We start from the raw sequence: 17,684 nt of genomic DNA on the forward strand, positions 1-17,684 counted from the left end.
ACTGAGAGACAAAGCTCGCAAGGAGGAAAAGAGATGAAACGCGATACAGCGTTGCTCGTGGGCGGACTTCTGGCGCTGGCCCTGAGCCTGGGCGGCGCGGTTGCGTGGGCGTACCCGCAGACGGCGAGCGCGGCGCAGCGGAGCACGGTCGCGGCCCCGGCCCAGAGCGCGACCACCGTTATCATGGAGGGGCTGGTCTTCAAGCCCGCGACGCTGACGGTCCCCGTCGGCGCGACGGTCACATGGGTCAACCGCGACGCGGCCCCTCACAACGTCGTGGCGCAGAACAAGGCGTTCGCCAGCAGCGTCCTGGGCCGTGACGCGGCGTGGAGCCGGACGTTCACCCAGCCCGGCGCGTACAGCTACGTCTGCACGCTGCACCCGGGCATGGTCGCGCGGGTCACGGTAACGGACAGCGAAGGGAACGTCCCGACGCCGCCGACCGTTGACGCGCCGCCCGCGCCCGGGCAGGGCAACCACTGTGGCGGGCTGACCGACGACGAGATGCGCAAGCAGATGGACTCCATGCACGGCCAGGGCAGCTACGACCAGATGCACCAGGGCGCGAACGGTGCGATGGGCCCGGGCGCGCATGACGCGCACCACGGCGCGAGCGGGACCGGCGCTGGCAACATGATGGGCGGCAGCGGTGGCATGGGCGGCATGATGGGACGGTAAGACCACCGGGAGGCATACGATGGATTGTGGAGGGATGGCAAACATGATGGGCGGAATGTTCGGAACGGGGTTCGGCGGCTGGGGGATGGGGTGGCTCATCAGCGCGCTGTGGATGGTGCTCTTCTGGGGTGGGATCATCGCGCTGGTGGTGTGGGCGGTGCGGCGCCTGACGGATGGCCGCGGCGCGGTGGGCGCGGCGCAGGCGAACCCGCTGGACGTGGCGAAGATGCGGCTGGCCCGCGGCGAGATTACCTCGGAGCAGTTCGGCCAGCTAAAGAAGGACCTGGGCGGGTAGGCGGCACTGCCGCTTTTGCAGGAGGGGACGCGCAAGGTCTGGGCCTTGCGCGTCCCTAGTGAGGGGAACAGCGGGTCAACGATTGGGAGAATGCATACCTGTCCAAGAAACGGAGGGATAAGGGACATCTTCTCCCCCCCATCGCTCCTCGTCAGGGAAAAGCCGTGCTCGGATGAATGTGGGCTTCAATTGAGTAGCCTCTGACCCGACTTGGATAATAACCTCATATGAGATAGGGCCACAGATTGGGAAATTAGTTTGCTTAGCCGAAATCCTTCCCTCATGGAAAATGACGCCCACGGTTTTCCAGACTACCTCATATTTTCCGCGCACAAGAATGTCGAGATAATCATGACTCCTGGCGGGAATAGTTCGAGACAGTTCAATGCCTCCACCGTGCTCTTGCCAAGGATACCTGTGCCCATCCTGCGGTAGCGGCAACGGTTCCCCGCCTACGACATTTGCGCACGGAGTACCGTCTGACAACATACCGCGCATCTCACACAGTCTTCCATAGCATCCAGGGATTGGCTTCTCCGTAGGGTTGCGAACTTTCAAGCGAAGCCAGATATCGCCAGAATCTGCGCTTGTTGCTTTGTCAGTAGTTACTACTAAGCGAAGCGTTTCGGCCTGCTGAATACGGAACGCGAGGCGGTAGCCTGCAATCACAAAAAGTAGCAGGAGAAGCGCGAGACCGGCAATCAAACGAGATTGCCACGGCGAAGCATCTACTATTTTCCCAAGCTCTGGAGCGAATATCCCCACGAAGGACAGACCGAGTACGCTGGTGAGAAACATCTGAACAATCTCCCACCAATCTCGGATGTCAGGTGACCTGCTGAGAGGTCGCACAGCCAGCGCAAGAAATGCTGCCAATGCACGGATTTTCATGTAGTCATCTTAGAGATTCTCTTTACGCTGCGTCAAATTAGCCAATATCTCAGAAAGCAGGCCGCCGTGCTACAATCGCAGCGTATGGCTGAGGGAACGGTCCTCGTCGCGGACGACGAGGCGAAGATCGTGGACGTGGTGCGCGCCTACCTGGAGCGCGAGGGATACCGCGCGCTCACGGCCCGCGACGGGCGCGAGGCGCTCGACGTGTTCCGCCGCGAGCGGCCCGACCTCATCATCCTCGACCTGATGATGCCGGAGATGGACGGACTCGAAGTGTGCCGCGCCGTCCGCAAGGAGTCGGCGACGCCCATCATCATGCTCACCGCCCGCAGCGAGGACGCGGACAAGCTCGTCGGCCTGGAGCTTGGCGCGGACGACTACGTGACGAAGCCCTTCAGCCCGCGCGAGCTGGTGGCGCGCGTGCGCGCCGTGCTGCGCCGCACCAGCGGGGCCATGACGGCGTCGGAGCGCATCACGCGCGGCGGCATCACCCTCGACGCGGCCAGCCACGAGGTCGCCGTGCAGGGCAGGCCCGTGAACCTGACGGCCACGGAGTTCAAGCTGCTGCTGACGCTGATGCAGCGCCCCGGGCAGGTGTTCACCCGCGCCCAGCTTCTCGACGTGGCGCGCGGCGAGCTGGCGGACGCCTTCGAGCGGACGGTTGACGCGCATGTCAAGAACCTGCGGCGCAAGCTGGGGATGCCCGCCGAGGGCGGCCCCGCTGGCATCGTGACCGTGCACGGCGTGGGGTACAGGTTCCAGGAGTCGAGTCGTGCCTAGGATGGGACTCGCGGTCAAGCTGACGCTGGCGTTCGCCGCCGTGGCGGTCGCCGCCGTGGCCCTGACGGCATTCCTCATCTCGCGCGCCACGGACTCCGCCTTCGGCGTGTACGTGACGCACATCCGAGGCATGGGCACGATGATGGGTGGCATGATGCACGAGATGATGGGCGCTCCAGAGGGGGAGTTCCTGACCACCGTGAACCAGTCGCTCTGGCTCGCGGGAGGGATCGCCGTTCTGGCCGCGGTAGGACTTGGCCTGCTGCTGGCGCGGCAGATGGCGATGCCCCTGCGCGGCCTCACCGTCGCCGCGCGGCGCATCGCCGGGGGCGCGCTCGACGAACGCGTGCCCGTGGCGACGCGCGACGAAATCGGCGAACTGGCCGCGTCCTTCAATGCGATGGCCGAAGCGCTCGCCCGCAACGAGACGCTGCGCCGCAACATGATCGCGGACATCGCCCACGAGCTGCGCACGCCGCTCTCCGTGCTACAGGGCAAGCTCGAGGCCATTCAGGACGGCGTGGCGCAGCCGACCCCCCGGGAGGTCGCGTCGCTGCACGAGGAGGTCATGCTGCTCGCGCGGCTTGTCGCGGACCTGCGGACGCTCTCCCTGGCCGACGCGGGCCAGTTGGAACTGCGTCGGGAGCCGGTTGACCTGGCGGCGGTGGCGCAGCGCGTCGTCCGGGCGATGCGCGCCCAGTCCGAGGGCAAGGGCGTGGCGCTCACGCTGGACTTGCAGTCAGGCGGGCTGTCCGCGCTCGCGGACCCCGACCGCGTCGTGCAGGTGATGGAGAACCTGCTGAGCAACGCCATTCGGCACACGCCGACCGGCGGCAGGGTGGATGTACGGGTGAGCGCACGCGACGGTCAGGTGCGCCTCACAGTGGCGGACTCCGGTCCGGGCATCCCGTCGGATGACCTGCCGCACGTATTCGAGCGCTTCTATCGCGCGGACCGCTCCCGATCGCGCGCCAGCGGCGGCTCCGGCCTGGGGCTCGCCATCGTCCGGCATCTCATGGAGGCGATGGGCGGACGCGTGGACGTGGAGAGCCAGCCGGGACGCGGCGCGACGTTCCACTGCACCTTCAATACGGGCCAGGGGCCGCCCGTCGCATCCGCCGACGCGAGGGCCTAACGGCGCAAACGCTGGGCCCTTCGCGCGTGGACGCGCCTGCCACTTCATGCTACAATCGTATGTTAGATAGCCATTGTGTTTGTCACGTACCTTCCCGTAATCCGTACCCTCTAGGAGATTTGCGTGAAAGTCGCTACCGAGCGTACCACTGAGAACCAGGCCGTCCTCAACGTGGAGCTGGAGCCTGAAGAGATGGAGCAATGGCTGGACAAAGCGTACAAGCGGCTGGTCCAGCGCGTCGTCGTTCCGGGCTTCCGCAAGGGCAAGGCCCCCCGGCCAATCCTGGAGGTCCAGGTGGGCCGGGAAAGGCTCGTGGAGGAGGCCATCCAGATACTCGTCCCGGAGACGACGGAAAAGCTCATCAAGGAGCAGTCCCTGGAGGCTTTCGCCGAGCCTAAGTTCGAAGTGGAGAAGACCAATCCGGTCACCTTCAAGGCGACCATCCCTCTGAAGCCCGATGTGGACCTGGGCGACTATGCGTCCATCCGCGTCGCGACGGAGCCCGTCCTTATTACGGACGATCAGGTGACCAAGGTCATTGACGAGATCCGCTGGGAGCAGGCCCCGTGGGTGCCCGTCGAGCGGCCCGTCCAGATGGGCGACATGCTCATTCTGGACATAGACTCCAAAGTGGATGGCCGCCCGTTCATGAGCCAGAAGGGCGCCACGCACCGGCCCATCGCGGAGGTCCCGGACCCGGTGCCCGGCTTTAACGAGAAGCTGGCGGGCATGGCGAAGGGCGAGACCCGCGAGTTCACCATCGCCTTCGCCGCCGACCATCCGGCGCGTCAGTGGGCAGGCCGGAGCTATGCGTTCAAGGTCACCATTCACGAGGTCAAGGAGAAGAAGCTCCCGGAGTTGAACGACGAGTTCGCCAAGGGCGTCGGCGACGGCTTCGAGGGTCTGGAGAAGCTGACGGAGCGGGTGCGGGAGAACCTTCGCGCCAGCGCCGAGGCCGAGGCCCGCAAGAGGTACGAAGAGCAGGCTCTGGACGCATTGGTGCAGCAGGCCAAAATCACGTTCCCGCCCGTGCTGACGGAGCGCGAGGTGGAGCACATCCTGTCCGACCAGGAGCGCGAGCTGCGCGCCAGCAACATCACGTGGGATGACTACCTCCGGAGGACCGGCAAGACGCTGGAACAGCTCCAGGAGGAGGTCACGCCCGTCGCCGCCAAGCGTGTGGTCCGGTCGCTGGCCCTCAGCATACTGGCCGAAAAAGAACGCATCCAGGTTGCCCCGGCGGAGGTGGACGCGGAGATGGAGTCCATCGTCAAAGGCTCAGGCGAGAACGCCGACCGCATCCGCCAGGCCCTGTCCACCAAGGCCGGGCGGGACAGCGTGGCGCGGTCGCTTCTGACACGCAAGACCGTCGAGCGCCTGGTCGCCACCGCGCGCGGAGAGCAGCCAATCGCCCCGCCAGCGGAGACGCCGGCCATCGGCAAGACTACATAACGGCTAGTAGGGAGGAGGAGTACCCATGATGCAATCGCCTCAGAGCATTATCCCCATGGTCATCGAGAGCAGCCCCCGCGGAGAGAGGGCCTTCGACATCTACTCTCTGCTTCTCAAGGAGCGCATCGTCTTCCTGGGCATGCCCATCAACGACCAGGTGGCGAACGTGATCATCGCCCAGCTCCTGTTCCTGGAGCGGGAGGACCCGGAGAAGGACATCAATTTGTATATCCACTGTCCTGGCGGCATCGTCACCGCCGGGCTCGCCATTTACGACACCATCCAGCTTCTCCGGCCGGACGTGGCCACCATCTGCGTGGGCATGGCGGCCAGCATGGCCACGGTGCTCCTGACATCAGGCACCAAGGGCAAGCGCTACGCCCTGCCCAACTCCACCATCCACATGCACCAGCCGCTGGGCGGCGCTCAGGGCCAGGCCTCGGACATCGCCATCGCCGCGCAGGAGATCCTGCGTATCCAGCGGAAGTTGAACGAAATCCTGACGCGCCACACGGGCCAGCCCATTGAGCGCATCACACGGGACACGGACCGCGACTTCTACATGACCGCGCAGGAGGCCAAGGAATACGGCCTCGTGGACGAGGTGCTCCAGAAGGCGACGGTGGACGGCAAGCCCAAGACGAAGGCCCCGGCCTAGAGCGTGGGCGGGCTTTACCGCGGCTTGATCGGCGCTATACCAGGGGCTGTCAAGAATTGAGGGAGGAGACTCCCAATGGCAACCACTCGTGGCGGGCGAGTCCAATACCAATGCTCCTTTTGCGGCAAGAGCCAGGACCAGGTCCGGCGCCTGGTGGCCGGGCCGAACCGCATTTACATCTGCGACGAGTGCGTCGGCCTCTGCTTGCAGATCATTAACGAGGAGTCGCCCGCGGCCGCCACGCCCAAGTCCAGCCCCGCAAAGACTCCGACTCCCAAAGCCATCTACGACCAGCTCAGCGAGTACGTCATCAGCCAGGAGAGGGCCAAGAAGGTCCTCTCGGTGGCCGTGTACAACCACTACAAGCGCATCTCCCAGCCTCCGCGCTCCAGCGACGTCGAGCTCTCCAAGTCCAACATCCTGCTCATCGGGCCGACGGGCAGCGGCAAGACCCTTCTGGCCCAGACTCTGGCGCGCATCCTGGACGTCCCCTTCACCATCGCGGACGCCACTTCGCTCACCGAGGCGGGCTATGTGGGCGAGGACGTGGAGAACATCCTCCTCCGTCTGCTGCAGTCCTCCGACTACGACGTGGCGCGCGCGGAGAAGGGCATCGTCTATGTGGACGAGATTGACAAAATCGCCCGCAAAGGCCCTAACCCATCCATCACGCGGGACGTCTCCGGCGAGGGCGTGCAGCAGGGCCTGCTCAAAATCCTCGAAGGCACGGTCGCCAACGTGCCTCCCCAGGGCGGACGCAAGCATCCGCACCAGGAGTTCATTCAGGTCAACACCGCCAACATCCTGTTCGTGTGCGGGGGCGCCTTTGAGGGGCTGGACAGGATAGTGGAAAAGCGCCTGGGATGGGGGAAGCGCACCATGGGCTTCAAGTCTCCCGCCCTGAAGGACGACCAGAAGGTCAGCGACGAGCTGCTGCGCCACACCACGCCCGACGACCTGCTGCAGTTCGGCCTGATACCGGAGTTCATCGGCCGGCTGCCCATCGTCTCCAGCCTGGAGGCGCTGGACAAGCCTGCCCTGCTGCGCATCCTGACCGAGCCGAAGAACGCTGTCGTCCGCCAGTTCCAGCGCATGTTCACGCTGGACAAGGTGGAACTGGTCTTCACGCCCGAGGCGCTGGACACCAGCGCGGAGGAGGCGCTGAAGCGTAAGACAGGCGCCCGGGGCCTGCGCACCATCATCGAAGAAGTTTTGCTGGACGTGATGTACGACATTCCCTCGCGGCCTGATGTCCGCAAGTGCATCATCAACGCGGACACCATCCGAGAGCGCAAGCGCCCGCTTCTGCTCACCGCGTCCGGCGTGCCCGTGGAGGAGCACGCCACGGGCAAGACCGCCTAGGAGTCATTCCAGAATGCCCGCTTACCCTTCGACAGGCTCAGGGTGAGCGGTGGTTTTTCCGTTCATGGTGAGCCCTTCGTCCTTCCAGGGAAGGATCAGGGCAGGCTGTGTCGAACCATGAAGCCGAATTTTGGAACGGGTTCTAGCAAGTCCTCGTTTCAACACACCCCATGTTCTTTGGAGGTGAAGCGCCATGCCCGTCATCCTCGTCGAGGCGCGCGGCCGCACGGCCCTCATCACGCTGAACCGCCCCGAGGCGCTGAACTCGCTGAACGCGGAGCTTTTCCAGGGGCTGGCGCAGGCGTTCGCCCAAGTGCGCGACGACCCGCAGGTCTGGACGGTCGTCGTGACCGGCGCGGGCGACAAGTCGTTCTGCTCCGGCGCGGACCTCAAGTGGATGTCGCAGATCCAGCAGGAGGCGCTCAAGTCGGGCAAGCCCGTGAACCGCGAGCGCCCCCGCGTTGACCCGTTGCGCGACTTCGGCGTGTGGAAGCCGGTCATCGCCGCCGTCAACGGCTACTGCATCGCGGGCGGGCTGGAGCTGGCGCTGGCCTGCGACATCCGCATCGCGGCGGAGCACGCCAGCTTCGGGCTGGCGGAGGTCACGCGCGGCATCATCCCCGGCGCGGGCGGCACGCAGCGCCTGCCCCGGCTCATGCCCTTCGGCGCGGCGCTGGAGCTGCTCATGACCGGTGACCGCGTCGGCGCGGCGGAGGCGTACCGGCTGGGGCTGGTCAATCGCGTCGTGCCTCTGCCGGAGCTGCTGCCGACGGCGCTCGCCCTGGCCGAGAAGATCAATGGCAACGGCCCGCTGGCGGTGCGCGCGGTGAAGGAGGCGGCCTACCGGGGCACGAGCCTGCCGCTGGGCGACGGGCTGCGCGTGGAGACCGCGTTGTGGTGGGCGACGCAGCAGACGGAGGACGCGAAAGAGGGGCCGAAGGCGTTCGCGGAGAAGCGCAAGCCGGAGTTCAAGGGGAGATAGGCGGGCGACAAAAGAGCTATGTGCACGTGGTCACGCGACGTTTGTGCAGTGGTAGGGGAGGCTATCTATGAAGTTCCGAGTGGTGCTGGAATATGACCGGAAGACGAGAAGCTATGCCGCCTATTGCCCCGAGTTGCCTGGCTGCGCTAGCGCGGGAGACACAGAGCAAGAAGCTTTAGACAACGTGAAGGAAGCCATCGCTCTCTACCTGGAGCCTGCGCCTGTCAAGATGCAAGCGAACGGGAAGGTTGTTGAAGTGGAAGTGGCGGCCTAGTGGTACGAAGGCTTTCTGGACTAACAGCTTCACAAGCTGTTCAGGTTCTCCAGCGCCACAGTCTGGTCCTTACATCACAACGGGGCGACTTGTTCGCTGCCGAGTAATTCCGCCACCGGTCGGCCTAGCGCTCTGGAGAGCGCGATCAGGGTTTCAATTCGTGGCGACTGCTCGCCATTTTCGATTCGGACAAGCGTGACTCGCCCAATTCGTGTGGCAGCAGCAAGAGCACCCTGCGTCATGCCCGCCGACTTTCGTAGAGTTCTGATCCTCCCGCCCAGTTTCTGTCTTCCTGCTTTGCCGATGGCCTCTATGCGCGATCTGTAGGAAACGTCGCAGTAATGCCGGGCAAAATCCCAGGGCAATTCCGCAGATTCGCCTCGGTTGCTGCGAAGCACAACAGCATATGGATTCGGCAGCTCAATGGCGGCAAGATTAGACAAGTCGCCGATTTCGGGGATCTCGGCAAACGGAACAACGCCCCGGCAGCCGTCGGCGAACTCCACCTCGACGCCATTGGAGACAGCACATACCTGGGTTATCATCCGGTCTGCGTTCCTGACACGCACAGTAAGCGTGCTCATTTCTATCTACCTCCTGTGAGTCTGATCCCACACCCTGCGGATAGTTTCAGCGCGCCTGCGAAATGCATCGAGGATGTCATGATGCATACCCGGCGGGGGTTCCTCCATGAATGCCCCTGCGTTGAGCTCTATGCGGCATATGTCTTCGTTCCCGACCCAGACGTGAACGTGCGGTGGCTCGAATGCGTTCTCGCGAGTGTTTACGACGAAGCGGAACTGGCCTTCTGTCGCGACGGTCGGCATCTATGACTCCTGCCATGGAACCACCCCCGCCGCCTCGTTTCTCTCATGTTAATGTATCATATCCGATACAATTGTCAAGTTGCGCAGAGCGGAATCTTGTGCTATAACGGTCTCGGTGCGACAGGGAGTCCGAAGCGGAGGTTACGCGATGGGCTTTGACGACATAGACTTAGGGACTTTTGACGACGAACGCAGCGCTAAGCGAGCCTTGGGAGAACGCGACAGAAAGATTCTGTATCGAAACGCCAACAAGAAATGTCAGAACCCCGGCTGTCGCAAAAAGAACTCAGAGATCGAATATGACGAAATGCAAGTAGGGCACAAGACCGCCTACTCAAAAGGTGGTAAGACCACCCTCAAAAACAGCGTTTGTCTCTGTTGGACTTGCAATAACTTACAAGGGGATTACAGTTGGGCGACTTTTCTAAAGAAACAGGGTTTTGAAGTTCCGAAGATCCCGAAGACGCCGGAACAGTCGATGAAAGAGGCTCTGGAGACTTTGACTGTCAAACAACTGAAGCACCTTGCGGAACAACACCACATAAAGGTGCAGGGGCGACTTGAAGAGGACTTCCTTGATTCCCATAGAGTAGCTCCGACAAAAAGGCAATACATCAACAAACTTTCGGGAATAGTAACCAATGCAGAATTGACCTCCATGCCCAAAGAGACCCCCAAGAAGGCCAAGGCAAAGAAAAGAAGAAATTCGGATAGTTTTTGGTAAGCGTAGCCTTCGCGTTGCCTACGTCAGCTACATCCGCGCCAGCGTCCGCTCCACGAACTCCGTGAGGTCGTGCCCCGCCGCGGGTTTGCCAGCGCCGTCCACCACCTGCCGCCCGGCGATGCGCGCGTGACCCTCGGCGGACCGGACTAGACCGCCGCCTTCGTCTTCCGCCGCAGTCGCTCCAGTATCCACATGCGGGCGAGCGTCGTCGGGCCGACGCCAAGCTCGCGGGCCTGTCCGCGCAGGGCCTCCCACACGTCCGCGGACAGCCGCACGGGGATCACCTTGTCCAGCGGTTTCCTCACCTGGACAGTGACGACCTCGTCCGTCTCGTCCCAGGCGTCGCCGCGCTCGATGCGCTCGATAGCTTTCTTAGCGTCTTTCATGCCCATATGATACGCTCATGGTGAGCTTGTGGAACGATGAAGCAGCCAATGCCCACGGGATTCCCAAGAGTAGTGTGGTGAACGCCACGAAAGTTGCACTTTACGCGCACCCGCTACGGCCCGTGGTAAGTCGTTAGCCGAGTCAACATCTCTGCATACGTCCACACTGTGAGACCGTGGCTCTGTGCGCGCTTTTTAAGCACTTTATCCTCGGTGACAAGAATACCTCCTTCGTAGGCGGCAGTGGCGGCGATGAGAGCATCTTTGGTGTGCTTCGAGTTGCCCTTACGGATGGCCTCAACCGTCTCGCCCGTGCCGAGCCGTGCCATGTCCAGCCTCGAAAAGTCCAGTACGAAGTCGCTGGTCGGAATCCACTGGCACAGGTGTAGGATGGAGGCCACCCTTTCCCGCTTTTCCAGGTCTGGGATTCGGGCCAATTCGTCTTCCTGCACATGTGTTGTGAGAAGAATAAGCTGCCCCGCTTGGACGGATTCCTGCAGTGTGCAGAGATCAGAATGGGCCGCCGCGAGTCGGTCGTAGATATGGGTGTCAAGCATCACGACTAAGGGCATGAATAACCTCCGTCTAGAGTTCCCCAAAGGCCGAATCCTGTTGTCGCTACGACACAAATTTGGGTAGACAGCTTACAGTATATCCCGCTCAACGGGATGGTTGGAGTCCTCGTGGATTCCGATACCTGAAAGGCTGTGAGGATGAGCGTCACAAATCTGAACGGTATGCCGAGCTTGAGAAACCATGCGCGGTTTGTCAGACGAGCAGTAAGCGCCTACACCCGCGCCAGCTTTCGCTCCACGAACGCCGTGAGGTCATGCCCCGCGGCGGGATGGCCAGCGGCGTCCACCACCTGCCCCCCGGCTATGCGCGCGCCCCGCAAGGCGGGGAACGCTCGCAGCGTCTCCACGATCAGCGGCGTCTCCCGCCGCATCCCGTGCTGGCGGATGAGCTTGAACAGCGGCAGCTCCTCGCCCTCTTTCGCCTTCATGTCCGCGACGCTCCGCCCCTCGACGGCGCGCCACAGCGGGTCGAACGCGCCGCCGCGGATGGGGTAGGTGCAGTAGGTGACGGTCGGCCCGGCGTCCACCTCCGGCGTGCACAGGAAGATGGTGATGCCGCTGCGCGGGGCCTTCTGCTCAATGAGATGCCAGATGACCTCCTGCCAGATGCCCTTCGGGCCGCCGGGCGCCGCCGGGTGCAGGTTGACGAAGCTGTGCTGGCGCACAAGCTCCGGCCCCAGGATGAGCAGGTAGCCCGCCAGGATGCACAGATCCACGCGATGGGGCGCGATGAGGCGCGAGACCTCGCGGTCGTACGCGACGCGCCAGGCGTCCGGCGCGCCCGTCCACGCGCGGCGGAACGCGCGGAACGACGTCGTGGCGAGGGGCAGCCCGTAGGACTTCACGAGTTGAATGAAGGCGTCGGAGCCGTCGGCCTCGCCCTGCTCACGGTTCATGAAGACGAACTCGATGCGGGCGCGCAGGTCACCCGCGCGGATGGACTCCTGGACGGCCCGCAGCAGGTTGCGCGAGCCTTCCCCACGTCCCGTGGAGAACCAGCCGAGGCGCAGTCCTTCCCTGGAAGGAGTCGAGGATGTGGTCATAGCGTCGTCTCCGGGTGTCGGGGCAGCAGCCCCAGCTTCTTGCCCCACTTGGCGTACTTGCTGGCGACGTGGACAAATGGGCTGGCGAGGTGGCCCGTGATCGTGGCGTGGCGCATCGCCTCCTTGAAGCCCTGGGGCGTGCCGTCGAAGTCGGGGAACTCGATGCGGACGCCGCCCAGCTCGCAGGTGGTATGGGCGTCGCTGCCGCCGGACATGATGAGCCGATGCTCCTCCGCGAACGCCCGGCAGCGCGCCACGTCGGACGCGAGCGTGGTGCGGGCGTTGAACACCTCCACGAGGTCAATGTCCGGCAGGATGTCCTTGAGCACCGCGTGGGTCATCGGCGAGCGGCGTATGCGGTCGAAGGGGTGCGGGATGGAGACGAGGCCGCCCTGCTCCTTGACGCGGCGCACCGCCTCGCGCGGCGGAAGGCCCTTCGGCACCGGCTCCGTCAGGAACAGGCCGGTGATTTCGCCGTCGGGGGTGCCGATCTCCTCCGCGATGATGACGCGGAAGGGCGCTATGCGCTGGGCGGCCTGCGCCCCCGCGATGCTGTTGTGGTCCGTGACGGCGATGCACGTCAGTCCCACCTGTTGCGCCCGGCGCACGAGGTCCTCCGGGCGGACGTTGCAGTCCTTGGAGTAGTACGTGTGCATGTGGAAGTCGCCGAGGAGCATCACGATGTCTTCGGCCTGTCGTGAGCGGCGTCGGCGGGCTTCTCCCCGAACAGGCTTATCTGCTCCGCCAGCCGCGTCTGGACCTGGGTCAGGCGCAGCTCGGTGACGTCCAGCCGCTCGTTGCACGCGCGGGCCAGGCGCATGCCCTCCTCGAACAGGCGCGCCGTCTCCTCCAGCGTCAGTCCGCCCTGCTCCAGGGTCTGGACGGTCTTCTCAAGCCGGGTGTAGGCCTCTTCAAACGTCAGGGCTTCATCCTTGGGCGTGCCTGACTTCTGCTTGTTAGCGGTCATCGCGCCGCACCACCTCCCCTTCTATCACATGCTCGCTCTCTTGTTCCTGCGCCGGGGTCTCGCCGCGCTTGCGCCGGACGAACGTCCGGAGCGCCCACGTCACGACGGCGCCGACGAGCGCCAGCGCCACGAGCGCAGCGACGAACGCGGCGAAGGCCAGCGCCAGCACGAGCGCCAGACCCGCCATCGCCAGCCCCGCGAGTCCCGCGGCCACCGGCAGCAGGATGCGACGACGCCACCGTACGGTCCTCGTCGCCGTCGGCTGCTCGGCGGGCGTATGCCCGTGTGCGTTGGCGTCGTGCTCCATGTTTAGAGGACTGACCATAGGCCTACCGCACCACGCCGCCGAAGCGGCCATCGCTGACATGCACCAGAATGGCGTCGCCGGGCTGCACCTGGGCCACGCTCACGACGGGCGAGCCGCCGGCTCGCTCCACGACCGCGTACCCACGCGACAGCGTGCGTGCCGGGCTGAGCGAGGCGATCTGAAGCGCCAGCCCGCGCACCCGCTCGCGGCGCAGGGCCAGCGTGGCGCGAACGTGCGCCGTCGCGGAGCGCATCATCTCGTCCACGCGCTGGCGGCGCTGGGCCACGTCCGGCACGCGCGCGGCCATGCGGCCCGCGGCATGATGCACCTGCTGTCGCCGCTGGGCTATCGCGTCCGCCAGGGCGGCTACGAGGCGCTTCTCGCTGGTGGTGATCGTGGCGCGCAGCTCCAGCCTGTCGGGCACGACCATCTCGGCGGCGGCTGACGGCGTGGGTGCGCGGCGGTCCGCCACGAAGTCCACCAGCGTCACGTCCGTCTCGTGCCCCACGGCGCTCACCACCGGCGCACGGCTGCCGTACACCGCGCGGGCGACCGCCTCCGCGTTGAAGGCGGAGAGGTCTTCAGCAGAGCCGCCCCCGCGCGCCACGATCACCACGTCAATGTCAGTCAGGGCGTTCAGGGACTCCAGCGCGGCCACAATCTCCTCCGCAGCGCCGTCGCCCTGGACGCGCGTGGGCGCGATCACCAGCTCGACGGCGGGGTAGCGCCGGCCCACCACGCTGATGATGTCGTGCAGCACGGCGCCCTGCGGCGACGTGACCACGCCGATGCGTTGCGGGAATCGGGGCAGCGGGCGCTTGCGCGCCTCGTCGAACAGGCCCTCCGCCTGAAGTTTGGCCTTGAGCCGCTCAAACTCGAGTTGCTGCAGGCCCAGCCCTTCGGGCTGGACCATGTCCACGTAGAGCTGCACGTCGCCGCGGGCCTCGTACAGGGAGATGTGGCCGTGAGCGACCACGGCCTCGCCGTCCTGGGGCAGCCGCGCGGGAACGGCGTTCCGGAACATGACGCTGCGCAACTGGCTCTCCCTGTCCTTGAGGGTGAAGTAGCAGTGGCCCGCGCCGGAGCGGAAGACGTTGGAGACTTCGCCGTTGACCCACAGGTCCGAGAGCAGGGAGTCCCTTTCGAGGCTCTCCCGCATGTAGCGGGCCACCTGGGCCACCGTGTAGACGGGCATGCGCGCTCCCGTGGTCTAGTGTAGTGCTTTCGAAATCTCGTTACCTGCGAGACATTGCAACGTTGTGGGGGTCTACCTCACCCGCTCGGTCTCTCTCCGCCATGCAGCGAGGGAGAGGATGGGGTATCCGGCGGGCGGACACACAGGTCCGCCCCTACAGGGCCGCAACGTTGATCGCCTTTGCATGGTTCCTGGTCTTTCACCCAGGGAACCATCCCCTTCCAGGAAAGGAAGGGGAATGAGAGATACTGGGGGTCACCCCCAGTGCCCCCGTTCCTTCGACTTCGCTCAGGACAGGCTTTGTCGAACCATGAGCGGCTCGCCCTTCGACAAGCTCAGGGTGAGCGGGGCTGGGTTCGGCTGTGTGTACGCTGATTTACGCAACTAGGTACTAGGTTACCCGCTCCACGTACAGGCCGGTGCGGGTGTCCACGCGGATGGTGTCGCCTTCGTTCACAAAGAGGGGCACGTTCACCGAGAGGCCCGTGTCCATCCTGGCGGGCTTGGTGCCCGAGGTGGCGGTGTCGCCCTTGTAGCCGGGCGCCGTCTCGACCACCTTGAGGTCCACCGTGATGGGCAGCTCCACGCCGATGGGCTGTCCCTTGTACGACAGTATCTGGACGGAGACGCCCTCCATCATGTAGTTTGCGCCGTCGCCCAAAACCTCCGCGCTCAGAGGGAACTGCTCGAAGGATTCTGTGTCCATAAAGAAGTGCAGGTCGTCGTCCTTGTACATGAACTGGCCTGTCCTGTGGTCCACCGCCGCGGGGGTCAGCTTTGTCCCGGCGGGAAAGCTTTTCTCAACCACCTTGCCCGTTTTCATATCGCGCAGCCGGATTCGCATGATGGGCTGGCGCTGCTGCATCTTCTGGACCGAGTATTCAAGGACTTGCAGGAGCTGTCCCTCAATCTCCAGAGTTATGCCCTTCTTCATGTCGCTGAAACTGACCATGCGCGCGTCTCCTTCAATAAGCATCATAGAATAACGTCGAGGGCGCCTACCAGGTCCGTGGGCGGCGACTTGTCTGCGTTACCTTGATGCCGCCAGCAAGCCTCGGCGCCTCACCCCCTCGGTCCCCCTCTCGTCAAGGAGAGGGGGAGGCAGCGGTGCAACTCCACTCGCCCGTGCGATACCCAACACAGCCTGCCGTCAAGCATCGTCGTGACTGGCATTGATGTATGGGTGCGGCGGCTGGCTAAGGTAGCCTAGCCTGCGGCAGCTAGGAGCACCAAAAGGGGCGTCCCGATACTAGATTGGGGTGCCTCTACTTTTTGGTCTCTCCGTAGCGATTACCTTTTGTAAACCACATATCGGAGGTTGTACTGGACAATATACTCAGGGAATTGGCAATTGCCTTGGCAATTGTTTTGTATCACCAGGCTGTATCTTCCCGCAGACTCGGCAGTAAATTTGAAATTGCTCTGCCTTATCGTCCCGAAGTCACGCACCATCGCGCCGGCGGGGTCTTGAATGTAGACCTTCATGTCGTTGCCACCGTTGGTTTGGATAATTTCACCCTGAACCTGTTCGAAACGGTTGAGGTCCAACGGAATCGAGATCAGTTTTCCTGGATTCAACGTACCTGAACTGGAAACAGGCTGGCCTGCTGTTAGTGGTGGAGACCGGAGGTCTGCTATCTCAGCCGTCATTCTTGCGATGGACTGGTTCGCCCGTTCCAGTGTTACTTTGACGGAGCTCAGGTCTTGCTGTGCTGTTGTCAATTTCGACGCGAGATCAGTTATCTGGGACTGTTGGCTCGATACCGTCCTCTTCGCATCAGTAAGGTCCTGCTGCGTCGATAGCAGCTGATTTCGAGCCGTCGTCAACTGCTGCTGGGTAGATGCCAACTCGCCGAGGGTGGTAGACAGTTGCTGTGATGCTCTCAGCCACAGTACGTTCATCCAAATCGACGCGCCTGCGAAGACCACCGCGGCCGCCATTAATATCCATTGGAGTGCCGATATCATCCCAGAGTGCAGCCTAGACATCGCGTCACCCCCTTTCAGAGTATATCAGATTGAATTGGTGTCTTGTGGGAGGCCGTGGTAGGTAGGTAATACCAAGCATCTGCGTAGAACTCCAGATTGAAGTCCTTTTAGAGCGCCCTTCCGTGGAAGGACTGCGCCCCGGATACACTTTAGCTACAGCTCTGCCGCCGCGCCCTTGGGCGCACGGGTCACGCCGCGCGCCCGGCCCTTCTCCATCGTCACGATGTCCTCAATGCGCACGCCGCCCCAGCCGGGGATGTAGATGCCCGGCTCTATCGTAAACACCATGCCGTCGGTCAGGACGTCCTTGGAGTTGCGGCCCACGCGGGGGTTTTCGTGGACGGCCAGGCCGACCCCGTGGCCCAGGCCGTGCCCGAAGGCTTCGCCGAATCCGGCCTTCTCGATGACCGAGCGCGCCAGGGCGTCGCCGTCGTGGCCGGTCATGCCCGCCTGCACCGTCTCCGCCGCCGTCATCTGCGCGCCCAGCACGATGTCATAGACCTTCTTGAACTGCTTGTCCGCCTTCCCCAGTATCACCGTGCGCGTCATGTCCGAGCAGTACCCGTCCGCGCGCGCGCCCATGTCAATGACGACAGGCTCGCCCTTCTGGATGCGCCGCTCCGACGGGTGGTGGTGCGGCATGGCCCCGTTCGGCCCGGCGGCGACAATGGTGTCAAAGGACACGCTCTCCGCGCCGTGCTCCCGCATATGTTGCTCCAGCTTCCAGGCGACCTCCTGCTCGGTCATGCCCGGCCGGAGCTGCGCGGCCACCGCGGTGAACGCGTCGTCGGCGCACCGGACCGCCCGCTCGATGGCGGCGTATTCACCGGCGTCCTTGAGGGTGCGCAGCTCCTCCACCAGGTCCTGGGTCGGCGTGAACTCCGGCCTCTGCGGACTCTCCATTTTCTTGATGGTCTCCACGACCAGGTTGTAGAGCGCCATCGTCATGTTGGCCGCCTCGTACGCGACGCGCCGCGCTCCCGTGTCGCCGAGGGCTTGCGGGAGCCACGTCTCAAGGCCGCCGAGCACCTTGACCAGCTCAAAGTCAGGCGCTTGCTGCTGCGCCTGCTCCCAGTAGCGAAAGTCGGTCGCCAGCACCGCCCTCTTGGCCGAGACGAGCAGGTGGCCCGCCGATCCGGTGAACCCCGACAGGTAGCGGCG

Annotated in this window: 22 protein-coding genes; 10 read left to right on the plus strand and 12 right to left on the minus strand. The window is 64.0% G+C overall.

Translation table 11 applies throughout. The annotated features are described in order from the left end of the window. Positions 1–33: 33 nt before the first annotated feature. From Q7T26_06820 to Q7T26_06860, 9 genes are all read left to right on the plus strand, one after another. Positions 34–678: a cupredoxin family copper-binding protein gene (locus Q7T26_06820; protein MDO8531864.1), complete on the plus strand. Its 645-nt coding sequence runs from the start codon at positions 34–36 to the stop codon at positions 676–678. 43 nt (positions 679–721) lie between these two features. Beyond that, a complete protein-coding gene (locus Q7T26_06825) occupies positions 722–973 on the plus strand; it encodes an SHOCT domain-containing protein (protein MDO8531865.1) in 252 nt (83 codons plus the stop codon). A gap of 975 nt (positions 974–1,948) precedes the next feature. After that, positions 1,949–2,647 (plus strand): response regulator transcription factor, encoded by a 699-nt coding sequence (locus Q7T26_06830; GenBank protein MDO8531866.1) that lies wholly within the window; start codon positions 1,949–1,951, stop codon positions 2,645–2,647. 1 nt (position 2,648) lies between these two features. Further along, positions 2,649–3,782 (plus strand): ATP-binding protein, encoded by a 1,134-nt coding sequence (locus Q7T26_06835; protein ID MDO8531867.1) that lies wholly within the window; start codon positions 2,649–2,651, stop codon positions 3,780–3,782. A gap of 123 nt (positions 3,783–3,905) precedes the next feature. Further along, complete coding sequence (gene tig, locus Q7T26_06840) at positions 3,906–5,234, plus strand: trigger factor (protein MDO8531868.1); 1,329 nt, start codon at positions 3,906–3,908, stop codon at positions 5,232–5,234. 28 nt (positions 5,235–5,262) lie between these two features. Beyond that, the gene (gene clpP / locus Q7T26_06845; GenBank protein ID MDO8531869.1) at positions 5,263–5,892 is read left to right on the plus strand and encodes an ATP-dependent Clp endopeptidase proteolytic subunit ClpP; all 630 of its coding nucleotides are present in this window, start codon (positions 5,263–5,265) and stop codon (positions 5,890–5,892) included. Positions 5,893–5,967: 75 nt separating this feature from the next. Then, positions 5,968–7,254 (plus strand): ATP-dependent Clp protease ATP-binding subunit ClpX, encoded by a 1,287-nt coding sequence (gene clpX / locus Q7T26_06850; GenBank protein MDO8531870.1) that lies wholly within the window; start codon positions 5,968–5,970, stop codon positions 7,252–7,254. Positions 7,255–7,447: 193 nt separating this feature from the next. Next, the gene (locus tag Q7T26_06855; GenBank protein ID MDO8531871.1) at positions 7,448–8,236 is read left to right on the plus strand and encodes an enoyl-CoA hydratase-related protein; all 789 of its coding nucleotides are present in this window, start codon (positions 7,448–7,450) and stop codon (positions 8,234–8,236) included. 67 nt (positions 8,237–8,303) lie between these two features. Then, positions 8,304–8,510, plus strand: coding sequence for a type II toxin-antitoxin system HicB family antitoxin (locus Q7T26_06860; GenBank protein ID MDO8531872.1), 207 nt, complete (start codon positions 8,304–8,306; stop codon positions 8,508–8,510). Positions 8,511–8,584: 74 nt separating this feature from the next. Here the strand turns inward: Q7T26_06860 and Q7T26_06865 are convergent, their stop codons facing one another. Then, positions 8,585–9,094, minus strand: a complete 510-nt coding sequence (locus tag Q7T26_06865) for a helix-turn-helix transcriptional regulator (protein ID MDO8531873.1) — start codon at positions 9,092–9,094, stop codon at positions 8,585–8,587. Positions 9,095–9,485: 391 nt separating this feature from the next. Here Q7T26_06865 and Q7T26_06870 point away from each other — a divergent pair, with 391 nt between their 5' ends. Then, the gene (locus Q7T26_06870) at positions 9,486–10,061 is read left to right on the plus strand and encodes an HNH endonuclease signature motif containing protein (GenBank protein ID MDO8531874.1); all 576 of its coding nucleotides are present in this window, start codon (positions 9,486–9,488) and stop codon (positions 10,059–10,061) included. A gap of 27 nt (positions 10,062–10,088) precedes the next feature. Here Q7T26_06870 and Q7T26_06875 read toward each other — a convergent pair whose 3' ends face one another. From Q7T26_06875 to Q7T26_06925, 11 genes are all read right to left on the minus strand, one after another. Next, positions 10,089–10,253 (minus strand): hypothetical protein, encoded by a 165-nt coding sequence (locus Q7T26_06875; GenBank protein ID MDO8531875.1) that lies wholly within the window; start codon positions 10,251–10,253, stop codon positions 10,089–10,091. Beyond that, entirely contained in the window at positions 10,208–10,447 is a 240-nt protein-coding gene (locus Q7T26_06880; protein MDO8531876.1) for a hypothetical protein, read from the minus strand. Before Q7T26_06880 ends, Q7T26_06875 begins: the two co-directional genes overlap by 46 nt. A 113-nt stretch (positions 10,448–10,560) precedes the next feature. Beyond that, on the minus strand, positions 10,561–11,019 hold the full coding sequence (locus Q7T26_06885) for a hypothetical protein (GenBank protein ID MDO8531877.1): 459 nt from the start codon (positions 11,017–11,019) through the stop codon (positions 10,561–10,563). Between the two features lie 215 nt (positions 11,020–11,234). Next, complete coding sequence (locus Q7T26_06890; protein ID MDO8531878.1) at positions 11,235–12,065, minus strand: formyltransferase family protein; 831 nt, start codon at positions 12,063–12,065, stop codon at positions 11,235–11,237. Beyond that, on the minus strand, positions 12,062–12,742 hold the full coding sequence (locus tag Q7T26_06895) for a PHP-associated domain-containing protein (GenBank protein MDO8531879.1): 681 nt from the start codon (positions 12,740–12,742) through the stop codon (positions 12,062–12,064). The genes Q7T26_06890 and Q7T26_06895 overlap by 4 nt, the downstream gene beginning before the upstream one ends. Next, complete coding sequence (gene xseB / locus Q7T26_06900) at positions 12,742–13,032, minus strand: exodeoxyribonuclease VII small subunit (protein MDO8531880.1); 291 nt, start codon at positions 13,030–13,032, stop codon at positions 12,742–12,744. The genes Q7T26_06895 and xseB overlap by 1 nt, the downstream gene beginning before the upstream one ends. Next, a complete protein-coding gene (locus Q7T26_06905) occupies positions 13,022–13,357 on the minus strand; it encodes a hypothetical protein (GenBank protein ID MDO8531881.1) in 336 nt (111 codons plus the stop codon). Before Q7T26_06905 ends, xseB begins: the two co-directional genes overlap by 11 nt. Before the next feature lie 4 nt (positions 13,358–13,361). Next, on the minus strand, positions 13,362–14,534 hold the full coding sequence (xseA, locus tag Q7T26_06910; protein MDO8531882.1) for an exodeoxyribonuclease VII large subunit: 1,173 nt from the start codon (positions 14,532–14,534) through the stop codon (positions 13,362–13,364). 391 nt (positions 14,535–14,925) lie between these two features. Beyond that, the gene (gene efp / locus Q7T26_06915) at positions 14,926–15,486 is read right to left on the minus strand and encodes an elongation factor P (protein ID MDO8531883.1); all 561 of its coding nucleotides are present in this window, start codon (positions 15,484–15,486) and stop codon (positions 14,926–14,928) included. Between the two features lie 338 nt (positions 15,487–15,824). Then, on the minus strand, positions 15,825–16,475 hold the full coding sequence (locus tag Q7T26_06920; GenBank protein ID MDO8531884.1) for a hypothetical protein: 651 nt from the start codon (positions 16,473–16,475) through the stop codon (positions 15,825–15,827). A gap of 201 nt (positions 16,476–16,676) precedes the next feature. Further along, positions 16,677–17,684, minus strand: a 1,008-nt coding sequence (locus tag Q7T26_06925; GenBank protein ID MDO8531885.1) for an aminopeptidase P family protein, incomplete at its 5' end; no start/stop codon positions are given.

The sequence above is a fragment of the Dehalococcoidia bacterium genome, from assembly GCA_030648205.1.
In the GTDB taxonomy this organism is placed as follows: Bacteria; Chloroflexota; Dehalococcoidia; order JAUSIH01; family JAUSIH01; genus JAUSIH01.